This window comes from Amycolatopsis sp. NPDC045836, assembly GCF_056431745.1.
This window is the reverse complement of the sequence record NZ_JBWKKF010000002.1, coordinates 308,038-332,420: the sequence shown is the minus strand read 5'-3', so window position 1 is coordinate 332,420 and position 24,383 is coordinate 308,038. Positions and strand designations below refer to the sequence as shown.

The following is a 24,383-nucleotide window of genomic DNA, read 5'->3' as shown; positions in this document are numbered from 1 at the left end:
CCTCTCTCTTCCCCCTCCCCTACCCCCCCTCCCCCCCCCCCCCCCCCCCCCCCCCCCCCCCCCCCCCCCCCCCCCCCCCCCCCCCCCCCCCCCCCCCCGCCGTGTGCTTGGCTTTGGACCGGGATGGGGAAGGGGGAGTGTGGGTGGGGAGCTGGGTTCGGCGCCCGGGTCGCGTTTGCTCTTTGGGTGGGTTTGGCGCCCGGCTCCTGTTCTTTGTGTTCGGCTCGCGTGTTCTGTCTCTAGTTGGCGTCTTCTGTGTCGGCTCGCGTCTTCCGTGTCCCGGCTCCCGTTGTGCCGGCTTCGTTTGTGTCGCCGGGGTGGGTGAGTTCGGTGCTCGGCTCCCGTTGGTGCCGTGGGTGCGGCCGGGGGTTCAGGAGCAGACGGCGCCTTGTGCGGCCGAACCGACCAGGCGGGCGTATTTGCCGAGTACGCCGGTTCGTGCGGTGGCGGGCGGGGTCCAGCCCTTCCGCCGTTCCGCGAGTTCGTCCGGGGTGATGCCCAGGTCCAGGGTGCGGGTGGTCAGGTCCAGCACCACCGGGTCACCATCGGCGACGAAGGCGATCGGACCCCCGTGGGCGGCTTCTGGTGCCACGTGGCCGACGCACAAACCCGTGGTACCACCGGAAAACCGGCCGTCGGTGAGCAGCAGGACGTCCTTGCCGAGGCCGGCGCCCTTGATCGCGCCGGTCACCGCGAGCATTTCGCGCATACCGGGGCCGCCGCGCGGGCCCTCGTACCGGATCACCACCACGTCGCCCGGTTGCAGCGTGGGCAGGGCGTCCATCGCGGCCTGCTCGCCGTCGAAAACCCTCGCGGTGCCTTCGAAGCGATCCGCGTCGAAGCCCGCGCTCTTCACCACGGCGCCTTCCGGGGCCAGGCTGCCGTGCAGGATGGTCAGCCCGCCGGTGGGGTGGATCGGGTTGGACAGCTTGCGCACCACCTCGCCGTCCAGCTCGGGCGGGGCCAGTTCGGTCAGGTTCTCCGCCAGGGTCTTCCCGGTCACGGTCAGGCAGTCGCCGTGGAGGAGGTCCGCGTCCAGCAGTGCCTTCATCACCACCGGCACCCCGCCGACCCGGTCCACCGCGGTCATCACGTGCCGCCCGAACGGCTTCACGTCGGCCAGGTGGGGGACCCGGTCGCCGATGCGGGTGAAGTCGTCCAGCGTCAGCTCCACCTCGGCCTCGTGCGCGATGGCCAGCAGGTGCAGCACCGCGTTCGTCGAGCCGCCGAGGGCCATCACCACGGCGATCGCGTTTTCGAACGCTTCGCGGGTGAGGATCTGCCGCGCCGTGGTGCCGGTGCCGAGCAGGCCGACCACGGCCTCGCCGCTCTCCCGCGCGAAGCGGTCGCGTCGGCGGTCCACCGAGGGCGGGCTGGCCGAACCCGGCAGCGACATGCCCAGCGCCTCGGCCGCGCAAGCCATGGTGTTCGCCGTGTACATGCCGCCGCACGCACCCTCGCCGGGGCAGATGGCGCGTTCGATCTTGTCGACCTCCTCGCGGGAGATCAGCCCGCGCGCGCACGCGCCGACCGCCTCGAAGGCGTCGATGATGGTGACCTCGCGGCCGTCCACCGTGCCGGGCAGGATCGAACCGGCGTAGAGGAACACCGAGGCCACGTCGAGGCGGGCGGCGGCCATCAGCATGCCCGGCAGGCTCTTGTCGCAGCCGGCCAGCAGCACCGCGCCGTCCAGCCGCTCGGCCTGCATCACCGTCTCCACCGAGTCCGCGATCACCTCGCGGGACACCAGCGAGAAGTGCATTCCCTCGTGCCCCATGGAAATCCCGTCGGACACCGAGATCGTGCCGAACTCCATGGGGAAGCCACCACCGGCGTGCACGCCCTGCTTGCTCGCCTGCGCCAGGCGTTGCAGCGAGAGGTTGCACGGGGTGATCTCGTTCCAGGAGGACGCGATCCCGATCTGGGGCTTGGCGAAGTCCTCGTCGCCCATGCCGATGGCGCGGAGCATGCCACGGGCACCCGCCCGTTCCATTCCGTCGGTGACGTCCCGGCTGCGTGGTTTCAGGTCGGCCATCGCCCCATTCTGTCCGCCGCCGGGGGCCGACGCGAGTCCTCTTGACACTGTAAATGCCTCAACGGCTATATTCCCCGAGTGGCAACTACGTTCGAAGTGCTGGCCGAACCCCGTCGCCGGGAGATCCTCGACCTGCTCCGCGCCGGGGAACGCCCGGTCGGGGACCTGGTCGACCGGCTGGCGCTCACCCAGCCGACGGTCTCGAAACACCTGAAGGTGCTGCGCGAAGCCGGACTCGTCGAGGTCCGCCAGGACGCACAACGGCGGTGGTACCGGCTGCGCCCCGAGCCGCTCGCCGAGATAGACGCCTGGCTCGCGCCCTACCGCGCGCTGTGGAACGCGCGCCTGGACGCGCTCGAACGCCACCTCGAAACCATGTCCGACGAGGAGGACCCGTCATGACCCTGCACACCGTCGCCGGCAAGCCGGTACTGCGGTTCGAGCGCCGGCTCGCGCACCCGCCCGCGAAGGTCTGGCGGGCGGTCACCGACCCCGCCGAACTGGCCCACTGGTTCCCCGCGTTGATCGCCGGTGAGCCGAGGGCCGGGGCGGCGCTGGAGTTCACCTTCGAAGGCGAGGACGAGAAGAGTCACGGCGAAGTCCTCGAATACGACTCACCCAAGGTGTACGCCTTCCGCTGGAACACCGACGTGCTGCGGTTCGAGATCGTGCCCGAGGAGTCCGGCTGCCTGCTGGTGTTCACCCACACCATGGCCGAGGGGGCGCGGTTCACCGCCGCGCGCACCGCGGCGGGCTGGGACGTCTGCCTCGCCGCGTTGTCGGCGCGGCTGGACGGGCGCACCGGGGAACCGCTCGACCACCGCCCGCTGATGCTCTCCTACCTGCGGGAATTCGAATTGTGCCGCGGTGAGGACACCGAAGACGGGGTGCGGTTCGTGCTCGACGTGGTGTGGCGGTCGTTCGACACCGTCTGGGCGGCGCTCACCGGGGGCAATCCGGTTGAAATCGGGCAGGAACCGCCGCTACCGTGCACCATCGGCCCGGTTCCCGCGGGCCAGGTCACCGCGGTGGACGCACCGCGCGAGCTGGCCTACCGGTGGCGGCACGGCGGCGAGGACGCCGGGCTGGTGCGCTGGCGCCTGGTCCACGATCCCGAAGTCGCCACCCACGTGGAGCTGATCCAGACGATCCCGGCGAAATTGTCGGGGGTGCGCGCTACCGTGCTCGCCGCTGGGCAGATCCGGCTCGAGCAGTTGTTCGCCGAGCTGGTCCTCGGTGACCGGCCCACCTGGCCGGAGCAGCGCTTCGCAGAACTCGAACAGCGAAACCGGTGATGGGGGTTCCATGGATTTGGCGATCGAGGCCAGTGGCCTGGTCAAGACGTTCGGCAAGACGAGCGCGGTGGACGGGGTCGACCTGGCGGTGCCGGAGGGGCGGGTCTACGGCTTCCTCGGGCCCAACGGCGCGGGCAAGACCACGACCATCCGCATGCTCGCCACCCTGTTGAAGCCGGACGGGGGTGCGGCGAAGGTGTTCGGGCACGACCTGGTCACCGAGGCGGACGCGGTGCGCCAGCGGGTCAGCCTGACCGGCCAGTTCGCCTCGGTCGACGAGGACCTGTCCGGGGTGGAGAACCTGGTGCTGCTGGCCCGGCTCCTCGGCTTCTCGCGGCAGGCGTCGAAGCGGCGGGCCGACGAGCTGCTGTCGGCGTTCGGCCTGGAGGAGGCCGCCGAGCGGCTGGTGAAGACGTACTCCGGCGGGATGCGGCGGCGCATCGACATCGCCGCCAGCATCGTCGTCGCACCCGACCTGATGTTCCTCGACGAGCCGACCACCGGCCTCGACCCGCGCAGCCGCAACCAGGTGTGGGACATCGTGCGGGCACTGGTGGCGGGCGGCACCACGGTGCTGCTCACCACGCAGTACCTGGAGGAGGCCGACCAGCTGGCCGAGCGCATCGCGGTGATCGACCGCGGCAAGATCATCGCCGAAGGCACGTCCGGCCAGCTCAAGGCTTCGGTCGGCACCGGCGCGCTGCACGTCCGCGTGGCCGAGCCGGAGATGCGTGCGGAAGCCGGTCGCGTGCTCTCGCGGGTGCTCGACGTGCCGGTCGAGCACGATGCCGATCCGGTGGCGCTGACCGTGCGCGTGCCCGAGCCGGACAAGGTGGCCGGGGCGCTGGCCGAACTGCCCGCGGCCGGGGTGCAGGTGGCCGCCTACTCGCTCGGGCAGCCGAGCCTGGACGAGGTGTTCCTGGCGTTGACCGGGCACACCGCCGAAGAGGTCGAAGGGGAACTCGAGGGGAGTGTGGCATGACCACCACATCCGCACCGGCCACGTCCGCCAAGGTGGTCGACGAGACGCTGCTGAAGGCGCTGGCCACCCGCGAGCGGCCGCCGAAGCCGAGCGCGCTGACCACCTCGTTCACCTTCGGCTGGCGGGCGCTGCTGAAGATCAAGCACGTGCCGGACCAGCTGTTCGACGTGACCGCGTTCCCGATCATGATGACGCTGATGTTCACCTACCTGTTCGGGGGTGCGCTGGCCGGTTCCACCGAGAACTACCTGCAGTTCTTCCTGCCGGGCATCCTGGTGCAGAGCGTCGTGATGATCACCATGTACACCGGGGTCGGCATCAACGAGGACATCTCGAAGGGCATCTTCGACCGGTTCCGCTCGCTGCCGATCTGGCGCCCGTCGGTGATCGTCGGCGCGTTGTTCGGCGACGCCGTCCGGTACCTGCTCGGCGCGACGATCACCATCCTGCTGGGGCTGCTGCTCGGTTTCCGGCCGGGCGGCGGGTTCGTCGGCGTGCTGGCCGGGGTGGCCATGCTGCTGGTGTTCTCGTTCAGCCTGTCGTGGGTGTGGACGATGTTCGGGCTGAAGCTGTCCACGTCGAAGTCGGTGATGGGCTGGAGCATGATGGTGCTGATGCCGCTGACCTTCGGCAGCAACATCTACGTCGACCCGGCCACCATGCCGTCCTGGCTGCGCGCGGTGGTCGACGTGAACCCGGTGACGCACCTGGTCAGTTCGGTGCGCGGGCTGATGCACGGCACGGTCGCCGGTGCGGACCTGCTGTGGGTGTTCGGCTCGTGCGCGGTGCTGATCGCCGTGTTCGGCCCGATCACCATGCGCCTGTACGGCCGCCAGCGCTGACTCTCCCCGGATGCCCCCGGCCCCTTGTGCCGGGGGCATTTCCGGCCCTACCCTCGGCGCTAGAGCGATCTATCAAATGGGGAGGCGTGCATGGGTGAGCAGCACGAGCGGGGGCTGGTGGTCCTGCGGTGGGTCCTGCTGGGGAGCCTGCTCACCACCGGCCTGCACTACGCCCACAACTCGATCCGAGCCGAGGACTACCCGCCGGTGGAGGGCCTGAGCCTGCTCGCCACCCGCCTCCTGGTCGGCGGTGGGTGGTTCCTGTTCGCCGCCTTCGCCCTGCTGGCCTGTGTCGCCTATGTCCGCCGCCGCTACTGGGCCGCGAACGCGTACCTGCTGGTCTTCTCGCTTTCGGGCGTGGCGAGCCTGGGGCACTTCCTGTTCGGCGTGCCGGACATCCCGGCGTTCTGGTTCGCCACCATCTTCACGGACTTGCTGTCTTCGCTGGTGCTGTGGACTTTTGTGACGTGGTCCGCGATCACCATCCGGACCGCGCACGCCGTGTCCGCCTGACCTTCTCGGCCGCCTGCCATGCCTCGGGTGCCGCCCTCACCCACCCGGACGTGAACTCGCTCCCCCGCGGAGGCGCGACGTGGGTTCAGTTGCCGAGTGCGCTTCGGCCGCGTGGTCGAGGTGGTCGTCCTCGCCACCCGCCATGCCTCGAGGGTCGACCCCGTCCACCCGAACATGAACTCGCTCCCCGAAACATGGGGTTCGGCTACCTGAGTGCGCGCTTCGGCCGCGCGGGGGTGAGTCTCGGCCGCGCGAGCATGGCTCGGTTGCCGAGTGCCCGCTTTGGTCGCGCGAAGGTGGACCTTGGCTGAGTGCGAGGGTGCCATTCAGCTGCGCGAACAGGAGCTTCGGCCGCGTGGGCAAGAGGTCAGGCCGCCAGGATGCGATCCGGCCGCCCGGTCTTGCGCAAGCTCGGGGTCCGGCCGCAGCGGAAGTCAGGCGTTGTGCGTGCGCAGCGTGCGCATGGCGTCGGCCAGGGCGGTGGAGGCTTCCGCGCCCAGGGGGGCCAGCACGATCTTGCGCAGGATCTCGGCGCACGCCCGGCGTGCGTCCGTGGCCACGGAGAGGCCGTGCTCGGTCAGGGCGGCGTAGGTGACCCGCCGGTCGTCGGGGGAGGGGACGCGGCAGATCAGGCCGGCGGCCACCATGCGGTCCGCCACCTTGGTGAAACCACCGCTGGACAGGGCGGCCTCGCCGGCCAGGCGGGTCATCGGCATCCGGTTCTCCGGGGAGCGCACCAGGCGGAGCAGGATGTCGAAGGAGGCGGGCGCCAGGCCGAACCGGTCGGCGATCTCGCCCATCAGCTTCTGCTGCGTGGCCAGGTAACCCTCGATCACCAGGCCCCACCAGGTCACGATCTCGTCGTCGTCGGTGCACGGATCCGGTCGCGTCACGGAGCCGAGTGTACCGCAAATGTCTCGCCGGAATATATCTTGCACGCAAGAGGTTATCGGGTTAGCGTCGAGTCACCCCCGCTTCCCGAGGAGTAGCGATGTCCATCAAGACCAGCGGCCTGCACCACGTCACCGCCATCGGCGGCGACCCCCAGCGCAACGCCGACTTCTACCTGCGCACACTCGGCCTGCGGCTGGTGAAGACCACGGTCAACTTCGACGACCCCGGCACCTACCACCTCTACTACGGCGACCAGTCCGGCAAGCCCGGCACGCTGATGACCTTCTTCCCGTGGAAGGACGCACCGGGCGGGCGCCACGGCACCGGCCAGGCGACCACCACCTCCTTCTCCGTGCCGGAGAACTCGATCGGCTGGTGGAAGCAGCACCTGGAGGCCACCGGTGTGCGGACCAGCCGCGTGACCAACCGCGACAACGAGGACACGCTGAGCTTCGCCGACCCCGACGGCCTCGAGCTCGCCCTCGTCGCGCACCCGCAGGGCGACCCCCGCGACCCGTGGGACACCCCGCTGGTGCCCGCTCAGCACGCCATCCGCGGCCTGCACTCGGTCACCCTTTCGGTGGCCGAGGAGGAGGCCACCGCCGAGATGCTGACCGACGGCATCGGGCTGAGCCTGACCGAGCAGGACGGCAACCGCTTCCGCTTCGCCGCCGGTGACGGCGGGCCCGGCGCACTGGTCGACGTGCTGGTCACCCCGGACGCGCCCCGCGGGCTGGTCGCCTCCGGCACCGTGCACCACGTCGCCTGGCGGGTGCCCGACGAGCAGACCCAGGTGGCCTGGCGCGAGGAGCTGGTCGACCGCGGGGTGAACGTCACCTCGATCCTGGACCGCCAGTACTTCCGCTCCATCTACTTCCGCGAGCCCGGCGGCACGCTGCTGGAGATGGCCACCGACGAACCCGGTTTCGCGATCGACGAGCCGTTGCTGGAGCTGGGCCGCGCGCTGAAGCTGCCGCCGTGGCTGGAGCCGACCCGCGAGCAGATCGAGGCTTCGCTGCCGAAGCTGGAGCTGCCCGCCGAGAACGACATGGAGCGCGCGTGAACGACCTCGCCCTGGAGCACAAGTTCGTCGAAGGCGACCCGGCCGAGCCGGTGCTGCTCCTGCTGCACGGCACCGGCGGCGGCCCGGACGACCTGGTCGGCCTGGCCGGGGAGCTGAACCCGGAGGCGTCGCTGCTCGCGCCCGCCGGACCGGTCTCCGAGCACGGTGCCGCGCGGTGGTTCCGCCGCCTGCGCGAGGGGGTGTTCGACACCCGGGACGTGCTCTTCCGGGCCAACCAGCTGGCCGAGTTCGTGCTGGCCGCGCGGGAGCGGTACGACCTGAAGGGCAAGCGGCTGGTCGCGCTCGGCTTCTCGAACGGTGCCAACATCGCCGCCGCGACCGTGTTGCTGCGCCCGGACGCGCTGACCGAGGCCGTGTTGTTCGCCGCCATGTCACCGGTGCCCGAGCCGCCCGCCCGCGAGCTGCGCGGCAGCCGGGTGTTCCTGTCCAACGGCGAGCGGGACCCGATGGCACCGCTGGCTTCGACCGAGCAGTACGTGGCGTTCCTGCGCGAGCGGTCGGCCGAGGTCACCGAGCACCGGCACGCCGGTGGGCACCAGGTCACGCCGGAAGGACTGGCCGCCGCGAAGGCTTGGCTCGTGGTGTGATGGAGGCAACGGCGTCCGTTCGGCCCAGTGAACCTACTGGAAAGTAGTATCCGGGCGTCGGGGAGGGGAGGCGTGCCGTGGGTGCTCAGGAGAACTTCGCCGCGCGGGCGGGCAGGCTGGCCGGCCTGGCCGCCAAGGCCGGCTACACCCTCGGCAAGCGCCTGCCCGGCGCCGACGCCGCCGAACGCGGCCTCCGCTCGCTCGAACGGCTCGCGCTGACCGAGCTGCGGCGGCGGCTGGAGGAGGTCGACGACCCGTACCTGGCCGCGTTGAGCGCCGCGTCGGCGATGAACGTCGGCAACGGGCGGCACATCCAGCCGCCGCTGACCGGCGAGATCCGCGGCACGGTGGTGGTGATGCCGTCGTCGGACAGCATCGAGCCGCTGCGCGCGGCGATGGCCGAGCTGCTCAACCGGTCCATCGGCTTCGGCCGCGAGCGCGCCCGCGAGTACCTGTTCGCGATCATCCTGCGCCAGCTCACCCCGGACGAAGCACGCATCCTCTCCGCGCTGGCCGACGGGGCGCCGTTCCCGCTGATCGACGTCGCCGAGCGCACCGGCCTCGGCGGTGCGGGCCGGGTCGTGCTGCGCAACGCGTCCACTGTGGGCAAGGCGGCCGGGGTGACCCTGCTCGACCAGGTGCCCAGCTACGTCACCCGGCTGATCGGCCTCGGCCTGGCGGAGGTGGACGAGGAAGTGCCGGAACTCGAGACCCAGTACGAAATCCTGCTCACCGACGACGCCGTGCGGGCCGCGGAGAACTCGGCCAAGCGGGTGAAGTTCGTTCGCCGGACCGTGCACATCTCCCGGCTCGGCAAGCAGTTCTGGGCGGCCTGCGATCCGGCCCGCGGCTGAGCGTTGTCCCAGGTGGACGCCCGTGTGATCATGAGCTGTGGGCGGCATCGTGGAGGACTTCGCGCGGAACTGGCCGCTCTACTGCTCCATCCCGCTGGTGGCCGCGCTGATCGGCTACGGCACCAAGCTGGTGGCCATCCGGATGATGTTCCAGCCGCTGGAATTCGTTGGCGTCAAACCGTTCCTCGGCTGGCAGGGGGTGGTGCCCAAGCGGGCCGCGCGGATGGCGGGCATCGCCGTCGACACGATGACCCAGCAGCTGATCAAGCCCGCTGACGTGCTGGACCGGCTCGATCCGGGGCGCATCGCCGAGGAGATCGAGAAACCGCTGCTGGCCGGCCTCGAGGAGATCATGCGGGTGGTGGCCGCGGAGTACCAGCCGGGCCTGTGGGAATCGCTGCCGACGCGGGTGCAGCGCCTGGTGATCACCCGGGTGCAGGCCGACACCCCGCGCATGGTCGCCTCGATCATGGCCGGGGTCCGGGAGGACGTGGACAGCGTCTTCGACCTCAAGGACATGGTGGTCACCAGCCTGGTCAAGGACAAGCGGCTGCTGAACCGGATCTTCCAGGAGGCCGGGCACCGGGAGTTCCGGTTCATCGCCCGCTCCGGCATCGTCTTCGGCGGGCTGATCGGCGTGGTCCAGATGGTGGTCTGGGTGCTGTTCAAGATCCCGCTGATCATGCCGCTGTTCGGCCTGTTCACCGGCTGGTTCACCGACTGGCTGGCGCTGAAGATGATCTTCTACCCGAAGCAGCCGAAGCGCTACTTCGGCCTGTTCGAGTGGCAGGGCCTGTTCCTCAAGCGGCGCGCCGAGGTCTCGGCGGCCTACGCCGCGCTGATCGCCAAGGAGATCATCACCCCGCACAACGTGATCGAGGCGGTGCTGCGCGGGCCCGCCGCCGACAAGCTGCTCGCGCTGGTCCAGCGGCAGGTGGACGCGGAACTGGCCAAGCACGCCAGCGTGGCGCGGCCGCTGGTGGTGATGGCCGTGGGCAGCAAGCGGTACCAGGCGATGAAGCTGCGCATCTCGGAGCTGACCATGGCGCGGCTGCCGGAGACGATGAGCTACGTCGAGGACTACGCCGAAGATGCGATGGACATCCGGAACCTGCTGGTCACCAAGATGAAGCAGCTGAGCCCGGAGCAGTTCGAGAACCTGCTCCGGCCGGCCTTCCAGCAGGACGAATGGATCCTCATCGCCACCGGCGCGCTGCTCGGCTTCGCCGTCGGGGAGGCGCAGGTGCTGCTGTTGGAGAACTTCTCCGCCTGATAGCTTTTCCCGGTGTCGAACTCCAGTTCGGGGGAAATGGCGGATCCGGTGGCGCGGGCGTGGCCGGAGACCCGGGCCGGGGACGAGCTGACCCTGCTCTGGGGCTTCCTCGACTTCCTGCGGGCGACCGCGGTCAACAAGGTCGCCGGGTTGAGCCGGGCCGAGGCCGCGGGCACGCCGTTCCCGGCGTCGCCGGAGATGAACGCGCTGGGCGTGCTGCGGCACCTGATCGCGGTCGAGCGGTGGTGGCTGACCATCGTCGGCGGCGGCAGCGACCTGCCGGACCTCTGGGGCGACACCGGCGACCACGACCACCTGTTCCGCGTCGGCCGGAGCCAGTCGCCCGCCGAGCTGGTGGCCGCCTACCAGGAGGAATGGCGGATTTCCCGCGAGGCGCTGGCCGGGTTGGCCGCCGACGACCCGGTGCGCCGCCCCGGCGAGGACAAGACCGTTCGCTGGGTGCTGACCCACCTGGTCCAGGAGACCGCCCGGCACGTCGGGCACCTCGACGTGCTGCGTGAGTTCGCCGACGGGACGGTCGGCGAATGAGGATCTCCCGCTGGGAAAAGTCCAGGGGTACCCAGCGTATGCTTGGGCCAAACGCGTAATCCGGGTCGCGTCCGGTGAGCGCTGCCACTACCGTGTCCGAAGTGAGACCACTTCGTCACGAAGCGGTATCGGTGAGTTGCGCATTATAGTCCGTGGATAGCGGCAAACCTACGTTACTGTTGCCATGCTCACAGGGTTTTTTGTGTTCGTGCAGGTAGCGCCGGTGCACTAGTCCGTCCGGGCTGAGCCCCCTTTGCGATTCTGTTAAGTTCGTTCGACATGTCCGGAAAGCACTTGATCGAATCCCCGACCAAGGCAGACGGTGCCGCGCTCTGGCGAATCGCGCGCGATTCCCAGAAGCTCGATCTGAACTCGGCGTACGCGTATCTGCTGTGGTGCCGCGATTTCGCGGACACCTCCGTGGTGGCGCGCGTCGACGGCGCACCGGTCGGCTTCGTGATCGCCTACCGCAAGCCGTCCGACCCCGAGGCGGCGCTGGTCTGGCAGGTCGCCGTCGACGCCTCCCAGCGCGGGAAAGGGCTGGCCGGAGCGTTGCTCGACGCGTTGTTCGACCGGCTGGTCGGGCGGGGCGTGCGTTACCTGGAGACCACCATCACCCCGGACAACCAGGCGTCCATCAAGCTCTTCGAATCCTTCGCGAAGCGCTGGGAAGCCGATCTGGAAAGCGCAGAACTGTTCAGTTCCGCCGATTTCCCGGACGACGACGGCGGGCACGAACCCGAGCACCTCTATCGAATCGGACCGCTGACGCGCGATTGATCCGCGCGTCGACCAGAGGGCAACTCCACAGGGACGGACGGAAAACTGGCGATGAACATGGAAATCTTTTCGAAACTCGAATCCGAGGTGCGCAGTTACAGCCGCGGCTGGCCGGTGGTCTTCGACCGGGCGCAGGGCAGCAAGCTCTACGACGAGACGGGCAAGGAGTACCTCGACTTCTTCGCCGGCGCGGGGGCGCTGAACTACGGGCACAACAACCCGGCCCTGAAGCAGGCGCTGCTCGACTACATCGCGCGTGACGGCGTGACCCACGCGCTGGACATGTTCACCGTGGCCAAGCGCGACTTCCTGACCGCCCTGCAGGACCGGATCCTCGGCCCGCGGGACCTGGACTACAAGGTGGTCTTCCCCGGCCCCGGTGGCGCGAACGCCGTGGAAGCCGCGCTCAAGCTGGCCCGCAAGGTGACCGGCAAGGAGTCGGTGATCAACTTCACCAACGCCTTCCACGGCATGACGCTGGGCGCGCTCTCGGTCACCGGCAACTCGATGAAGCGCGGCGGCGCGGGGGTGCCGCTGGTGCACGCCACGCCGATGCCCTACGACAAGTACTTCGACGGCGCCTACCCGGACTTCCTGTACTTCGAGCGGCTGCTGGAGGACTCCGGCAGCGGCCTGAACGAGCCCGCCGCGGTGATCGTCGAGGCGCTGCAGGGCGAGGGCGGCATCAACGCGGCCCGGCTGGAGTGGCTCAAGGGCCTGTCCGACCTGTGCCAGCGGCACAACATCCTGCTCATCCTCGACGACGTGCAGATGGGCTGCGGCCGCACCGGCCCGTTCTTCAGCTTCGAGGACGCCGGCATCAAGCCGGACATCGTCTGCCTGTCGAAGTCGATCGGCGGCTACGGCCTGCCGCTCGCGCTCACGCTGATCAAGCCCGAGCTGGACGTGTGGGAGCCGGGTGAGCACAACGGCACCTTCCGCGGCATCAACCCCGCGTTCGTCACCGCCACCGAGGCGCTGAACGTGTACTGGAGCGACGACAAGCTGGAACGCTCCACCCGCGCCAAGGGCGAGCGCATCGGCTCGGTCTTCGAGGAGATCGTGCAGACCTACCCCGAGGCGAAGCTGGTGGCCAAGGGGCGCGGCCTGGCCCGCGGGCTCGAGTTCGCCAGCGGGGAGCTGGCGAGTTCGGTGTGCGCGGACGCCTTCGAGCGTGGTCTGCTGATGGAGACCTCCGGGCCGGACGGCGAGGTGATGAAGCTGCTGCCGCCGCTGACCCTCAACGACGCCGAGCTGGACCAGGGCCTGGAGATCATCGGCGAGTCCGTTCGCGCCGTGCTGACCAAGTAGGAACACCGTAAGGAGAGACCGCTTTGATCGTCCGCACCCTCGACGAGATCACCGACACCGACGCCGACATCAAGACGCCGAACTGGCGCAGCAAGCGCATCATCCTGGCGAAGGAGAAGGTCGGTTTCTCGGTGCACGAGACCACGCTCTACGCGGGCACGGTCAACGACTTCTGGTACGCCAACCACATCGAAGCCGTCTTCGTCTACGAGGGCGAAGGCGAGGTGGTCAACAAGGCCACCGGCGAGCGCCACCAGCTCAAGCCGGGCTCGCTGTACCTGCTCAACGACCACGACAAGCACCAGGTGCTGCCCAAGACCGACATGAAGACCGTCTGCGTGTTCAACCCGCCGGTCACCGGCCGCGAGGTGCACGACGAGAACGGCGTCTACCCGCTGGTGACCGAAGAATCCTGAGCGACCGGCACGATTTCGAGGAGGCGAGCAGCTTGACTCTGATGGACACCCGGATCGGGGACGCCTACCCGACCCGACTCCCGGCTGGGGAGGCCGGGGCGATCGACCGCCTGGACCCCACGGTGTGGGGGACCGAAGCGGACGGCCCGATCGACGCGGCCACCCTGGCCTCGCACGACGCCAAGGGGTTCTCGGTGGTGGAGGGCCTGCTCTCCCCGGCCGAGGTGCAGACCTACTGGCAGGAACTCGTCCGGCTCTCCGGTGACGAGCAGCTGAAGGCCGACGAGCGCGTGGTGACCGAGAAGGCCAGCGGCGAGGTCCGCTCGATCTTCGAGGTGCACAAGATCAGCGAGCTGATCGCCGAGCTGGTCCGGGACCCGCGCGTGCTCGACCGCGCGCGCCAGATCCTGGGGTCCGAGGTGTACGTCCATCAGAGCCGGGTGAACTACATGCCCGGGTTCCGCGGGAACGGCTTCTACTGGCACTCGGACTTCGAGACCTGGCACGCCGAGGACGGCATGCCGGTGCCGAGGGCGGTCAGCTGCTCCATCGCGCTCACCGACAACTACCCGTTCAACGGCGGGCTGATGGTGATGCCGGGTTCGCAGCGCACGTTCGTGCAGTGCGCCGGTGAGACGCCGGAGGACAACTACAAGTCCTCGCTCAAGGAGCAGAAGGTCGGCGTGCCGTCGGAGGACGAGATCGCCAAGCTCGCCGCCGAGCACGGCATCGAGCAGTTCACCGGGCCCGCGGGCTCGGCGCTGTGGTTCGACTCGAACATCATGCACGGTTCGGGGAACAACATCACCCCGTACCCGCGCTCGAACATCTTCCTGGTGTTCAACAGCGTGGACAACGCGGCGGTCGAACCGTTCGCGGCGGGCAAGCCGCGGCCGGAGTTCATCGCGGCCAGGGACTTCACCCCGGTCCGGCGCTGACCGCCGACGGGCTGCGAGGGGTGGCTCTTCAGTGACCCTTCGCAGCCTGTTACGTTTGTCCGCGTCACGGTTCCGGTGACGCGGCGGTTACTCCTTGCTCGGGGTGAGCCCATCCGCACCGGGACGCGTGGCAGTCGGCAACACCGCCCTGGACCATCAGATCGGGACTGATGGTGCAGGGCGGTGTTGTTTTCCCGCTGTTCAGCCTCCCGCCGGGTTTGCGAGTAACGTCTTGTCCTGCTCGTCCACGACGCAGGGGAGGCGTAGTGAGCGAAGGGGATTTTGCGTCCCGGCAAGCCTGGTTCCAGCTGCTCGGGCCGGTGCAACTGCTCGCCGGATCGCGGCCGGTGCCGGTCGGCGGACCGGGGGTGCGCGGCCTGCTGGCGCTGTTGGCCTTGCACGCCAACAAAGTTGTTCCACTGGACGACATCATCGACGCCTTGTGGGGGCACGATCCGCCCGCCACCGCGCGGACCATCGTGCACGGCAACGTTTCGCACCTGCGTCGCGTGCTGCGGTCCATCCAGGGTGACGGCGGGGACGGCGCGCAGATCCACACCCGGCCACCCGGTTACCAGCTGACCGTCGACCCGTCGCAGATCGACGTGCACCGGGCGCGGGCCCTGCTCGAGTACGCCACCGCGGCCGGTGCCGAGCGCCGCGCGTCCGTGCTCGCCGAGGCGCTGGCGTTGTGGAAGGGCCCGGTGCTGTCCGGAGTGCCCGATTCGGTGCACGCGCCCGAACTGGAGGACCTGCGCCTGGCGGTGCACGGCGCCCGCGTCGACGCCGACCTCGAACTCGGGCGGCACGCCGAGCTGATCTCCGAGCTGACCACCATGGTGCGCGAGAACCCGCTGGCGGAGCGCACCATCGGCCAGCTGATGCGGGCGCTCTACCACGCCGGGCGCCGCGCCGACGCGCTCGCGGTGTACCGCCGCGCGGCCCGGCACGTGGTCGGCACGCTCGGCATCGATCCCGGCGCCGAGCTGCGCGAACTGCACGACCGCATCCTCCGCGACGACCTCACCGACCCCTCGTCGGCGAAGGGGCCGCCGCCCCGGCTGGTCCGCGTGACCCCGGCCCAGCTGCCCGCCGCGGTGCCGCGGTTCGCCGGCCGGACGGCCGAACTGGCGTGGCTGGACGACCTGGTCGAACGGGCCCGCCGGGGGGCCGGTGTGGTCGGCGTGGTCACCGGTGCGCCCGGCGTCGGCAAGAGCGCGCTGGCGATCTCCTGGGCGCACCGCAACGGCGCGAGCTTTCCCGACGGCGTGTTGTTCGCGGCGCTGCGCGGGTTCGACCCGGAGCACCCGCCGCTCGAACCCGGCGACGTGCTCACCCAGTTCCTGCTCGGCCTCGGCGTGCGGCCCGCGGAACTGCCGGAGCGGGCGCACGAGCGCATCGCGCTGTACCGGTCGCTGCTCTCCGACGCGAAGGTGCTGGTGGTGCTCGACGACGCCCGGTCGGCCGAGCAGGTGCGCCCGCTGCTGCCGCCCGCGCCCGGGTCGGTGGCCGTGGTGACCAGCCGGGCCCGGCTCGACGGGCTGGCGGTGGGCGGCGGCGCGCACATCCGGGCGCTGGACACCATGCCGCCGGCGGACGCCACCCGCCTGATCGAGGAGCTGGCCGGGCCGGGTGACTACGGCGAGCTGGCCGAGCTGTGCGGTCACCTGCCCCTGGCCCTGCGCATCGCCGGTGCCCGGCTGGCGGCCAGTCCACATTGGACGGTAGCGGACCTGGTGGCGGAGCTGGCCAACGAGCGCACCCGGCTGGCCGCGCTGGACGTCGCCGGGGCGGACCTGGCGGAGGCGAGCGTGCGGGCCGCGCTGGACGTGTCCCGGCGGGGACTGCCGGACGAGGTGGCGTCGTTGTTCCGGTTGCTCGGCGCGTTCACCGGACCGGTGGTCGGGCCGCACCTGGCCGCCGCGATCGGCGGCACGGAGGTCGCCGAGGCGCGCCGCCGGTTGCGCACGCTCGCGGCGTACCACCTGCTCACCGAGGTCGGCCGGGACGTGTTCGCCCCGCACGACCTGGTCCGGCTGTACCTGCGCGGCCTCGCCGAGACGGAACTGGCGGCCACCGAGCGCGAAGCCGTGCTGCGGCGGTCGGTGCGGTTCTACCAGGCCGCGGCCGACCGGGCGCGACGGCGGTTGCTGCGCATCGTCGACCCGCTCGACTTCACGACTTCGCTGCCGGACTCGGCTTTGCCCGAACTGCCCGGGTTCGACGACGCGCTGGACTGGTTCGCGCTGGAGTGGCCCAACCTGCTGGAGACCTGCGAAGCCGCCCACCGCGCCGGGCGGTTCGAGGACGCCTGGCAGCTCGCGCGCGTCGTGCACACCTACCGCGTCGTGCGGCCGCTGCGCGACGAGTGGACCGGGCTGGTCGAGCTGGGCCTGGCGGCGGCTTCGGCCAGCGGGAACCCGCTCGCGCGGTGCTGGATGCTCATCTCGCGGTGCGCCATCGCGCTCACCTTCGACATCGAGGGCGGCGGGCTGGCGGACGCCGAGCGCGCGCTCGAACTGGCGGCCGAGGTCGGGGACAAGCGGTTGCTGGTGTCGGCGAACATCCACGTCGGGTCGGCGCTGAGCGGTTCGGCGCGGTACGAGGAGGCGATCGAGCGGCTGCGGCAGGCGATCGAGGAGACCGAGCGGACCGGTGACCTGGCGTTGCGGGGGCAGGCGCTGGCGAACTGCGCCGAGGCGGAGAAGCTGTCCGGGCGGTACGCCGAGGCGATCGAGCACCAGCTCGGTTCACTGGCCATCGACCGCGAACTCGGGGACGACAGTTACGCAGTGGTATCACTGAACAACCTGGCGGAGTTGCACCTGCTGACCGGGGAATTGGGGGAGGCGGAACGGTATGCGCGTCAGGCGATCGAGCTGACCACCAGCCGCGGATTCGTGTTGCAGGAGGGCGTTTCCCGGACGGCGCTGGGGCGGGTGCTGGTGGCCCTCGGGGTCGTCGATCAGGCCCGTGAGCAGCTGGAACTCGCCTCGGAACGGTTCCGGCAGGCCGGGGCGCCGTGGCCGGTGGAACTGGGTGAGGAACTCGCCGCAATGGAAGAACAGCGGTAAGTCACCACTGCCGTCCGTCGAGCGGAAGATTCTCGCGGACAGGTGAAATCTCTACTTAGTGAACTCTTAGCAGGCTCGCGGCGCTCACGCGTAGTGTTCAAATCGCGGTGATCGTCCGGCGGCCGGGGAGGGCCACGAGCCGGCGACCACCGCGGCTTCCGGAATCGCGGTGGGACGCGTGGAAGCCACCGCGCCGGACCGGCCAGGGGGAGGGCCCGGCGCCCACACCGGCCGGCCGGCGCGCCGAGGGGGAGCGCCGGCCGGCCGCGTCCCCGCGCGTGGGTGGGGCTAGAACAGGCTGGTCTCGGGAGTGATTTCCAGCAGCTCGTAGACGGGGCGGCCCCGGCGGCCGTCGATGGTGGTGGTCCGGACCACGCGCAGGCGGGCGGTGACCGGCCGGTCCAGGTTCAGCTTGATCTCGTCCAGCAGGTCCGGGGCCACGGCGCCCTGCACCGTCCCGCCCGATTCCCGTTCCAGGTAGAAGATCCGCCGCCGGGTGCGGACGCCGTCGAGCCTGCCGGAGACCGTCTCGTACCCGACCTCCTCCCGCGACTCCCGCAGGCTGCCCCGCAGCACGCGCGCCTGCTCGGTGGTCATGCTGCGCGCCACGTCCTCGCCGGCGGTGGTGGTCAGCTGCAGCCCGATCCCGGCGTTCTTGGTCACCGCGGCGACGATGTCGCTGACCGCGTTCCGCACGGTGTCCCGCTGCAGCAGCACCGCGTCCAGCGCCCCGTCGTCGGAACCGTTGGCGGGCAGGAAGTCGCACAGTTCCTTGACCGCGCGCTCCGACAGGGTCTCGATGCCGTCGTGGATCAGCGCGTCGGCGGGCTCCGGCTCCGGGAAGCCGAAGAACAGCGTGTTCCCCGCCTGCCCGCGCTGGATCAGCGGCGCCTTCTCCCGGTCGGCGGGCTGCACGTAGGTGATCTCGCTCTGCGGCTCGCGGATGATCCGGCCGATCTTCGCCGTCGCGTCCTGCAGGGCCCGGCCGATGTCGGAGAAGGTGTAGGCGTCCTGCTGCGACGAGCCGAGCACCGACACCCGCAGCAGCGGCGACCGCGAGGTCCGCTCGAACTTCGCGTGCGCCGCCATCGCCGACGCGCGCGCCAGGTCGTCCAGCCAGGTGCCGCCGGCGATGTCCTCGGCCAGTTCGCGGAACCTGTTCACCAGCGCACCTCCGCGTACCCCTTGACCAGGCCCTCGATCGGACCGTACGGCCCGCGCACCGAGGACCAGGTCTCCGCCCACGTCTCCTCGTGGCCGGGCACGCACAGGTAGCCGTCGAGCAGGCCGCCGACCGGTTGCACCTGATCGAGGTACATCGCGGGCTGGCCGATGATCGCCCCGCGCAGCGTGACCATGCCGTAGAGCGCGGCGCGCGCGGCGCCGTCGAGCTTCTTCAGGCTGCCCCACTCGTCGGGGATGAGCACCACGTCGACGGTGCCCGGCGGTTCCTCCGACCACAGCGTCAGCCCGCCGTCGACCCAGGCGCGGCCGGACGGGATGATCCGGCACACCACGCCGAGGTAGCTGCTCAGCGCGCCGAACAGGATTTCGCGCTCGTTCTGGTAGGGCGCGTCGCAGACCAGGCGCTCGTAGATATCGGCCAGATCCGCCGGATGCGCGCCGGGTGGGAGCACCCCGTCCGCGGTCCAGTGCGGCAGCGGCATCGACCCTCCTCGAATGGGACAGCCGAAATTACCAGTCGCGCCGACGCGGCTCCGCAGGCGGCCAGTCCTCGTCGGTCGGCCACGCGGGCTGGGCCTGCTCGACCGGCCAGTCGATCTCGCCGCCGCCGGGCCGTCCGCGGTGGGCGTCCTCGTCCTCCGCCGGGTAGGCGTACTCCTGGTCGTCCTGCGGGTAGCCGTCGTTGGCGTGCAGGGGCGGGTAGGGCGCGGCGGGGTGGAGGTTGCCGGGGTAGTCGCCGTCGTGCGCCACGGGCTCGTGCGACGGCGGTGTCCGGTCGTAGGCGTCGGTGGGGTGGGTGAGCAGGTAGGGCTCTTCGTGCTCGCTGTCGGGGTCCGGGTAGGCGGCATGGCTGCTGGGGCCCGCGTAGCCGGTGCCGGGGCCTGGGTAGGCGTCGCGGCTGTCGGGGTAGCTGGCGTGACCGGGGTAGGGATCGTGGTCACTGCCCGGCTCCGGGTAGGCCGTGTGGCGGCTGTCGGGGTAGGCAGCCTGGCCGTTGGCGGGGCCGGGGTAGGGGTCGTGGTCGCTGTCCGGTTCGGGGTAGGCCGCGTCGCGGCTGTCGATGTCCGGGTAGGTGGCGGGGCCGGGGTAGGCAGCGTGGCCGTTGGCGGGGCCGGGGTAGGCATCGAGGCCGCTGTCGGGGCCGGGGTAGGCGGTGTGGGCGCTGTCCGGCTCCGGGTGGGCGGTGTCGTGGCTGTCGGTGCCCGGGTAGGTGGCGTGGCCGTTGACGGGGCCGGGATAGGCATCGAGGCCGCTGTCGGTGTCCGGGTGAGCAGCGTGGCTGTTGGGCCCGGGGTAAGCGTCGTGGTTGCTGTTGTCCTGCGGGTAGGCCGTGTTGCGGCTGTCGGTGTCCGGGTAGGGGGCGTGGCCGTTGGCGGGCCCGGAGTAGGGATCGCTGTCGGTGTCCGGGTAGCCGGCGTGGCTGTTCGGTCCGGGGTAGACATCGTGATCGCTGTCGGGCTGCGGGTAGGCGGCGTGGCCGTTGACGGGGCCGGGGTAGGGATCGTGGTCGCTGTCCGGCTTGGGGTAGGCCGCGTTGCGGCTCTCGGGCTCCGGATGGGCAGTGGCGGGCCCGGGGTAGGCGTCGCTGTCGGTGGCGGGGTAGGCGTCGGCCCCCGGGCGGGCGTCGTCGCGGAGGTCGGCGAAGGTGTCGTGGTCGGGGGCCGGGGCGTTCAGCGGGGGCAGCGCCGCCGCTTCGGCCGCGGCCAGTTGCTTCCGGTGCACGGCGCCCAGCACCAGCCAGGTCAGCAGCACCCCCAGCCCGAACGCGGCCAGCAACCAGAGCCAGATCTGGCCGAACAACCACAACATCGCCGATTTCCCCCTACTTGACCGTGATCTCGACCCGGCGGTCGTCCCCACCGTCCGCCTTGGGCCGGGTGTCCCCGTAGCCCTTCGCGCTGATGCGGTCGCCGAGGCCGAGCAGGTTGGCCACCGCCTCGGCGCGCTGCCGCGACAGCTCCAGCCCCGCCTCCTCGTCACCCGGCGTCTTCGCCACGTGCCCGCCCACCTCGAAGGTGGCCGAGGCGGGTGCCTTCGCCAGCAGCTCGCGGATCCGCCCGACCGTGTCCTGGCTCTCCGCGGTCAGCTCGGCGGTGTCCGGGGTGAAGGTGATCGGGTGCGCGGCCAGCACCCGGTCGATCTCGGCCTGCAGGTCGCCGCCCTCTTCGGCGGTCGCGGGCCGCACCGGGGGCGCCGCGGCGGGTGTGCTGGAGCGCTGCGCCAGTTCGGCCTCCAGCCGGGCACCGTCGGTCCAGGTGATCACCAGCGCCAGCGCGGCGGTCACCACCAGCGCCAACGGGATCAGCAACAGACGGCCGGACATGTCCTGACCATAACTCGCGGTTTCACCCCGGTGCTAATCGTCAGTACGGCCGGAGGGCGGAGTCCGCCGCGTGCAGGTGGCGGGCCAGCGCCTCCGGGCTGCCGGGAGCGCAGTGGACCTGCGGTTCGGCACCCCGCTCCTCGGTGACGAAGGTCATCACCCGGCCGCGCCCGGCGAGGTCGAGCACGGTCAGCGGGGCACTGCGCCGCCGCGAGCCACCGCGGTCCGGGCGGGCCGCGTGCAGCTTGTGCACCCCGGTCCGCCGCGACCGGATCACCTCGGTGACCGCGTCCGCCTGCGACCGCGGCACCCGCAGCTCCGGCACCGGCGCGGGCGGCACCCGCGGCAGCGACTCCACCAGGCTGCGTTCCGGCGCGTCGAACTCGGCGTGGTCGAGCCGCAGGTGCGCGTCGTCGCGGAACACCCGGACGGCGCTGCCGAACTCGTCGGTGGCCACCAGCACCCCGGCCGACCGGCCGGAGTCGACCAGGCCGACCCAGCCGTAGTACTCGCGGTCGGCCTCGGCCAGCACCTTGAGCACGTCCTTGAACTGCTTGCTCAGCGCCCCGCCGCGGGCCAGGCCCACGCGGTTGAGCCCGTCGAGGATGCGGTTCTCCAGGTCGCGCTGGGTGTCGGTGTCGGCCCAGCGCTCCTCGATGCCGATCACCGGGTGCAGCGGACCGAGCCCCTGCCACTTCCACGCCTGCCGGAACGCCGCCAGCGGCAGCACGATCGGCTGGGGCAACCGGACGCTCACTGCCCGATCACCGGCGGTGCCGTCCGCTGGTCGGTGCCGAAGATCGCGTCGGGATCGGCTTCCTCCAGGTAGGAGGCGCGGCGGTGCTCGCCGTCCTCGCCACCCTGGCCGCGACCACCACCGCCACCACCGCCGCCCATGCCGGAGCCGCGGGCACCCGCGGCGGGACCGCCCGGCGCACCCCCACCGGGCGCCCCGGGGCCACCGGCGCCGAGCGGGCCGGCCCCGACCCGGCCACCGGCGCCGGGTGCCCCGCTGCCGCCACCCGCGCCCGAACCGGAACCGCCACCGCCGACCCCGGCCGACGGGATGCCGCCGCCGGGGCCGAAGGCACCGGCTCCGAAGTCACCACCGGCACCCCCGCCACGCGGCCCGAACGCACCGGGATTGCCGGGCCCGACGCCCGGAATGCCCGGCCACGCCGGTTTGGCCGGTTTCGGCGGCTGGTAACCCGACGGCGTGGTGCCGATCGGGATCGACGGCGTCGGCAGCGGTGGCTGCACCGGCGGCGGCGGGGAAACCGGGGGCGGTGGCAGGTGCGGCACCGGGATGCTGGGCTGCGCGTGCCCGGTGAACCCGCTGGTGCTGGTGGAGCCGTCGATCTTCTTCTCCGGCAACCGGTACTTCCCGTGGTGAACCGGATCCTCCGGTTCACCCGGTTTGCGTGGTTCCACTTCGAAGTCGTTGCCGCTGTACCCGGGCACGTGGCCGTAGTCGGCGACCATCGACGCCTTGTTGCCGTCGCTGGTCTGCACGTACGCCGAGTACTTCTCGCTGTTCTCCGAGACCTGCCGGCTGCGCTGGTTGATCTGGTCCTCGGTGTCGGTGTCCCACGGGGTGGCGCTGTCCCAGAACCCCTTCTCCGGCGGGTCGTTCGACACCTGGTGCAGCGACGCCTTCAGGTTCTCGAAGCTGTGCACCTGGTTCTGCACGATCTCCGAGTTCGACTTGAGCGTCTTCGCCGCGATCTCGGCGACGGTGGCCAGCGGCTGGATGTTGGCGCGGGCGGCGTCGGAGGCGCTGCCGGTCCACGCCGATTCGAGCTTGGCCACCAGCCGCCGCGTGCCGTCCTCCAGCGCGCGCTGCTCGTCGTGCTGGTCGAGGCCCAGTTGCCGGGCCTCCTGCAGGCTGGCCGGACCGGCGCCGTCGCGGACCATCCGCACCAGGTCGCCCGGCGGGATGAACGCGCCGTCCTCCTCCAGCTTCTTCAGGTAGTCGTCGAGCCCGGCCCACGGGCCGACGGCGCCGAGGAACCAGCCCATCAGTGCTCGCCGGCCTTCCGCGCCGCGGCCGCCGAGTTCGCGTCGTTCTCCTCGACGTTGCCCAGCGCCTTGTTCAGCTTGCCGACCAGGTCACCCAGGTACTTCGACTGCAACCGCAGGTGGTTGATGTAGTTGAAGCCGGTGAGGTTGGCCGCGGCCACGTAGCGCTCGCTCGCCGGATCACGCCCCGGCGGGGTGATCCGGCTGAGCGCCTGGGTGGCCATGATCTGGGTGTCGACCTGCACCCGCAGCTGCTTGGCCTCGGTCAGCACGCTGATCATCTCGCTGCGGCTCATCGCGAAGCCGCCGGCCGGCGGGCCCGCCGACTGCGGTGCGTCGGTGACCACCCACGGCACCGCGTTCAGCCACCCGCCGACGTCTGCGGGCTGTTGCCACGTGGACACGACGAAACCGCCTCCCCCCAGTTGCTCCAGGTAGCGGACCTTAGCCCACCCCCGGCACCCGTGTCCGCCGAACGGCTCAGGGCGCGGGCTTCGAGTCCACCAATCCACCGTCCGAGGGACGCAGCGGGTCCAGCCGCGGCCGCTTCGGCACGAGCCCGTCCCCCAGCGACTCACCCCGCAGGTGGCGGCGGATCCACGGCAGCAGGTGCACCCTGGTCCACTCCAGATCGGACCGGCGCAGCGAGATCCAGGTGACCGGTTCGGCGGTGGCGGGCCACGGCTCGCGCCAGTCCTGCTCGGTCGGCACGCCGAGCACCTCGGCGGTGCGCAACGCGATCCGGCGGTGGCCCTCCGGGGTGAAGTGCAGCCGGTCGTCGCTCCACGCCCGCAGGTCGTGCAGCGCGTCCATGGACCACAGGTCGACCACGTGCGCGCCGTGCCGGTCGGCGATCGCGCGCAGGTGGGCGTTGTAGATGGCCACCTTGCCGCGCAACCGGTTCATCACCGACATCACCTTGGTGTCGGGACCGGTGTACACCACCACGGTGATCCCGGCCGCGCGCAGCGCGACCACCGCTTCCTCGAAGCGCGCGGCGACCGCGTCGACGTCGACGCCGGGCACGACGATGTCGTTGCCACCGGCGCACAAGGTCACCAGATCGGGCTGGAACTCCAGCGCCAGCGGGATCTGCTCGTCGACGATCTCGGCGAGCATCTTCCCCCGCAGCGCCGTGTTGGCGTAACGGAACTCACTCCGGCCCCCAGCCAGAATCTCGGCCAGCCGATCGGCGAAACCCCGGAAACTGCCGTCCGGAAGCTCGTCGTTCAGCCCTTCGGTGAAGCTGTCGCCTACCGCGACGTAGCTGTCAAAGCCAAACACTCTGGGTCTCCCTCCACCCCGTGCCCTGCGGAAACTCCTCTGGTACCCCGGGTTCCAACACTCGAAGATCGCCCCACAATCCCGACTGCCGCAACCTCTGTTTTGCTCGGACGTCACAGTGTCGTACGCCCGGCGCCATCTTGGC

General features: G+C 70.8%; 25 protein-coding genes. 15 read left to right on the top strand and 10 right to left on the bottom strand.

The window, feature by feature from the left end:
• Window positions 1–370: 370 nt before the first annotated feature.
• Complete coding sequence (ilvD, locus tag AC07EG_RS04375) at window positions 371–2,035, bottom strand: dihydroxy-acid dehydratase (protein ID WP_478251571.1); 1,665 nt, start codon at window positions 2,033–2,035, stop codon at window positions 371–373.
• Between the two features lie 78 nt (window positions 2,036–2,113).
• Between ilvD and AC07EG_RS04370 the strand changes: the two genes are divergently transcribed.
• The 5 genes from AC07EG_RS04370 to AC07EG_RS04350 all read left to right on the top strand — a co-directional run bounded on the left by AC07EG_RS04370 (window position 2,114) and on the right by AC07EG_RS04350 (window position 5,667).
• Window positions 2,114–2,437, top strand: coding sequence for an ArsR/SmtB family transcription factor (locus tag AC07EG_RS04370; RefSeq protein ID WP_478251570.1), 324 nt, complete (start codon window positions 2,114–2,116; stop codon window positions 2,435–2,437).
• Entirely contained in the window at window positions 2,434–3,330 is an 897-nt protein-coding gene (locus tag AC07EG_RS04365) for an SRPBCC family protein (RefSeq protein WP_478251569.1), read from the top strand. The genes AC07EG_RS04370 and AC07EG_RS04365 overlap by 4 nt, the downstream gene beginning before the upstream one ends.
• Before the next feature lie 10 nt (window positions 3,331–3,340).
• Window positions 3,341–4,312 carry an ATP-binding cassette domain-containing protein gene (locus AC07EG_RS04360; RefSeq protein WP_478251568.1) on the top strand — a complete coding sequence of 324 codons (972 nt, stop codon included), beginning with the start codon at window positions 3,341–3,343 and terminating at the stop codon, window positions 4,310–4,312.
• Window positions 4,309–5,154 carry an ABC transporter permease gene (locus AC07EG_RS04355; protein WP_478251567.1) on the top strand — a complete coding sequence of 282 codons (846 nt, stop codon included), beginning with the start codon at window positions 4,309–4,311 and terminating at the stop codon, window positions 5,152–5,154. Before AC07EG_RS04360 ends, AC07EG_RS04355 begins: the two co-directional genes overlap by 4 nt.
• A gap of 90 nt (window positions 5,155–5,244) precedes the next feature.
• Window positions 5,245–5,667 carry a hypothetical protein gene (locus AC07EG_RS04350; RefSeq protein WP_478251566.1) on the top strand — a complete coding sequence of 141 codons (423 nt, stop codon included), beginning with the start codon at window positions 5,245–5,247 and terminating at the stop codon, window positions 5,665–5,667.
• Window positions 5,668–6,101: 434 nt separating this feature from the next.
• Here the strand turns inward: AC07EG_RS04350 and AC07EG_RS04345 are convergent, their stop codons facing one another.
• Window positions 6,102–6,560 (bottom strand): MarR family winged helix-turn-helix transcriptional regulator, encoded by a 459-nt coding sequence (locus AC07EG_RS04345; protein ID WP_478251565.1) that lies wholly within the window; start codon window positions 6,558–6,560, stop codon window positions 6,102–6,104.
• 98 nt (window positions 6,561–6,658) lie between these two features.
• On the opposite strand from AC07EG_RS04345, the gene AC07EG_RS04340 reads away from it, so the two are divergent.
• The 10 genes from AC07EG_RS04340 to AC07EG_RS04295 all read left to right on the top strand — a co-directional run bounded on the left by AC07EG_RS04340 (window position 6,659) and on the right by AC07EG_RS04295 (window position 17,427).
• Window positions 6,659–7,624 carry a ring-cleaving dioxygenase gene (locus tag AC07EG_RS04340; protein ID WP_478251564.1) on the top strand — a complete coding sequence of 322 codons (966 nt, stop codon included), beginning with the start codon at window positions 6,659–6,661 and terminating at the stop codon, window positions 7,622–7,624.
• Window positions 7,621–8,232, top strand: a complete 612-nt coding sequence (locus AC07EG_RS04335; RefSeq protein WP_478251563.1) for an alpha/beta hydrolase — start codon at window positions 7,621–7,623, stop codon at window positions 8,230–8,232. The genes AC07EG_RS04340 and AC07EG_RS04335 overlap by 4 nt, the downstream gene beginning before the upstream one ends.
• A 77-nt stretch (window positions 8,233–8,309) precedes the next feature.
• On the top strand, window positions 8,310–9,086 hold the full coding sequence (locus AC07EG_RS04330) for an Abi-alpha family protein (RefSeq protein WP_478251562.1): 777 nt from the start codon (window positions 8,310–8,312) through the stop codon (window positions 9,084–9,086).
• A gap of 37 nt (window positions 9,087–9,123) precedes the next feature.
• A complete protein-coding gene (locus tag AC07EG_RS04325; RefSeq protein ID WP_478251561.1) occupies window positions 9,124–10,359 on the top strand; it encodes a DUF445 domain-containing protein in 1,236 nt (411 codons plus the stop codon).
• 12 nt (window positions 10,360–10,371) lie between these two features.
• Entirely contained in the window at window positions 10,372–10,908 is a 537-nt protein-coding gene (locus AC07EG_RS04320) for a DinB family protein (RefSeq protein ID WP_478251560.1), read from the top strand.
• Window positions 10,909–11,187: 279 nt separating this feature from the next.
• Complete coding sequence (gene ectA / locus AC07EG_RS04315) at window positions 11,188–11,688, top strand: diaminobutyrate acetyltransferase (protein WP_478251559.1); 501 nt, start codon at window positions 11,188–11,190, stop codon at window positions 11,686–11,688.
• A 57-nt stretch (window positions 11,689–11,745) separates the two neighbouring features.
• Entirely contained in the window at window positions 11,746–12,999 is a 1,254-nt protein-coding gene (gene ectB, locus AC07EG_RS04310) for a diaminobutyrate--2-oxoglutarate transaminase (protein WP_478251760.1), read from the top strand.
• Between the two features lie 23 nt (window positions 13,000–13,022).
• Complete coding sequence (locus AC07EG_RS04305) at window positions 13,023–13,415, top strand: ectoine synthase (RefSeq protein WP_478251557.1); 393 nt, start codon at window positions 13,023–13,025, stop codon at window positions 13,413–13,415.
• Window positions 13,416–13,456: 41 nt separating this feature from the next.
• A complete protein-coding gene (gene thpD / locus AC07EG_RS04300) occupies window positions 13,457–14,353 on the top strand; it encodes an ectoine hydroxylase (RefSeq protein ID WP_478251556.1) in 897 nt (298 codons plus the stop codon).
• A gap of 266 nt (window positions 14,354–14,619) precedes the next feature.
• Complete coding sequence (locus tag AC07EG_RS04295) at window positions 14,620–17,427, top strand: AfsR/SARP family transcriptional regulator (protein WP_478251555.1); 2,808 nt, start codon at window positions 14,620–14,622, stop codon at window positions 17,425–17,427.
• A gap of 288 nt (window positions 17,428–17,715) precedes the next feature.
• On the opposite strand, the gene AC07EG_RS04290 is transcribed toward AC07EG_RS04295, so the two are convergent.
• From AC07EG_RS04290 to AC07EG_RS04255, 8 genes are all read right to left on the bottom strand, one after another.
• The gene (locus AC07EG_RS04290) at window positions 17,716–18,594 is read right to left on the bottom strand and encodes a hypothetical protein (RefSeq protein WP_478251759.1); all 879 of its coding nucleotides are present in this window, start codon (window positions 18,592–18,594) and stop codon (window positions 17,716–17,718) included.
• Window positions 18,588–19,094, bottom strand: coding sequence for a DUF6932 family protein (locus AC07EG_RS04285; RefSeq protein ID WP_478251554.1), 507 nt, complete (start codon window positions 19,092–19,094; stop codon window positions 18,588–18,590). The genes AC07EG_RS04290 and AC07EG_RS04285 overlap by 7 nt, the downstream gene beginning before the upstream one ends.
• Before the next feature lie 28 nt (window positions 19,095–19,122).
• On the bottom strand, window positions 19,123–20,421 hold the full coding sequence (locus AC07EG_RS04280) for a hypothetical protein (RefSeq protein WP_478251553.1): 1,299 nt from the start codon (window positions 20,419–20,421) through the stop codon (window positions 19,123–19,125).
• A 13-nt stretch (window positions 20,422–20,434) separates the two neighbouring features.
• Window positions 20,435–20,935, bottom strand: a complete 501-nt coding sequence (locus AC07EG_RS04275; RefSeq protein WP_478251552.1) for an OmpA family protein — start codon at window positions 20,933–20,935, stop codon at window positions 20,435–20,437.
• A gap of 40 nt (window positions 20,936–20,975) precedes the next feature.
• Complete coding sequence (locus AC07EG_RS04270; RefSeq protein ID WP_478251551.1) at window positions 20,976–21,692, bottom strand: ESX secretion-associated protein EspG; 717 nt, start codon at window positions 21,690–21,692, stop codon at window positions 20,976–20,978.
• Window positions 21,689–22,954, bottom strand: coding sequence for a hypothetical protein (locus AC07EG_RS04265; RefSeq protein ID WP_478251550.1), 1,266 nt, complete (start codon window positions 22,952–22,954; stop codon window positions 21,689–21,691). Before AC07EG_RS04265 ends, AC07EG_RS04270 begins: the two co-directional genes overlap by 4 nt.
• Window positions 22,954–23,358, bottom strand: a complete 405-nt coding sequence (locus tag AC07EG_RS04260) for a hypothetical protein (protein ID WP_478251549.1) — start codon at window positions 23,356–23,358, stop codon at window positions 22,954–22,956. The genes AC07EG_RS04265 and AC07EG_RS04260 overlap by 1 nt, the downstream gene beginning before the upstream one ends.
• A 76-nt stretch (window positions 23,359–23,434) precedes the next feature.
• On the bottom strand, window positions 23,435–24,238 hold the full coding sequence (locus tag AC07EG_RS04255) for an SGNH/GDSL hydrolase family protein (RefSeq protein WP_478251548.1): 804 nt from the start codon (window positions 24,236–24,238) through the stop codon (window positions 23,435–23,437).
• Window positions 24,239–24,383 lie beyond the last annotated feature (145 nt).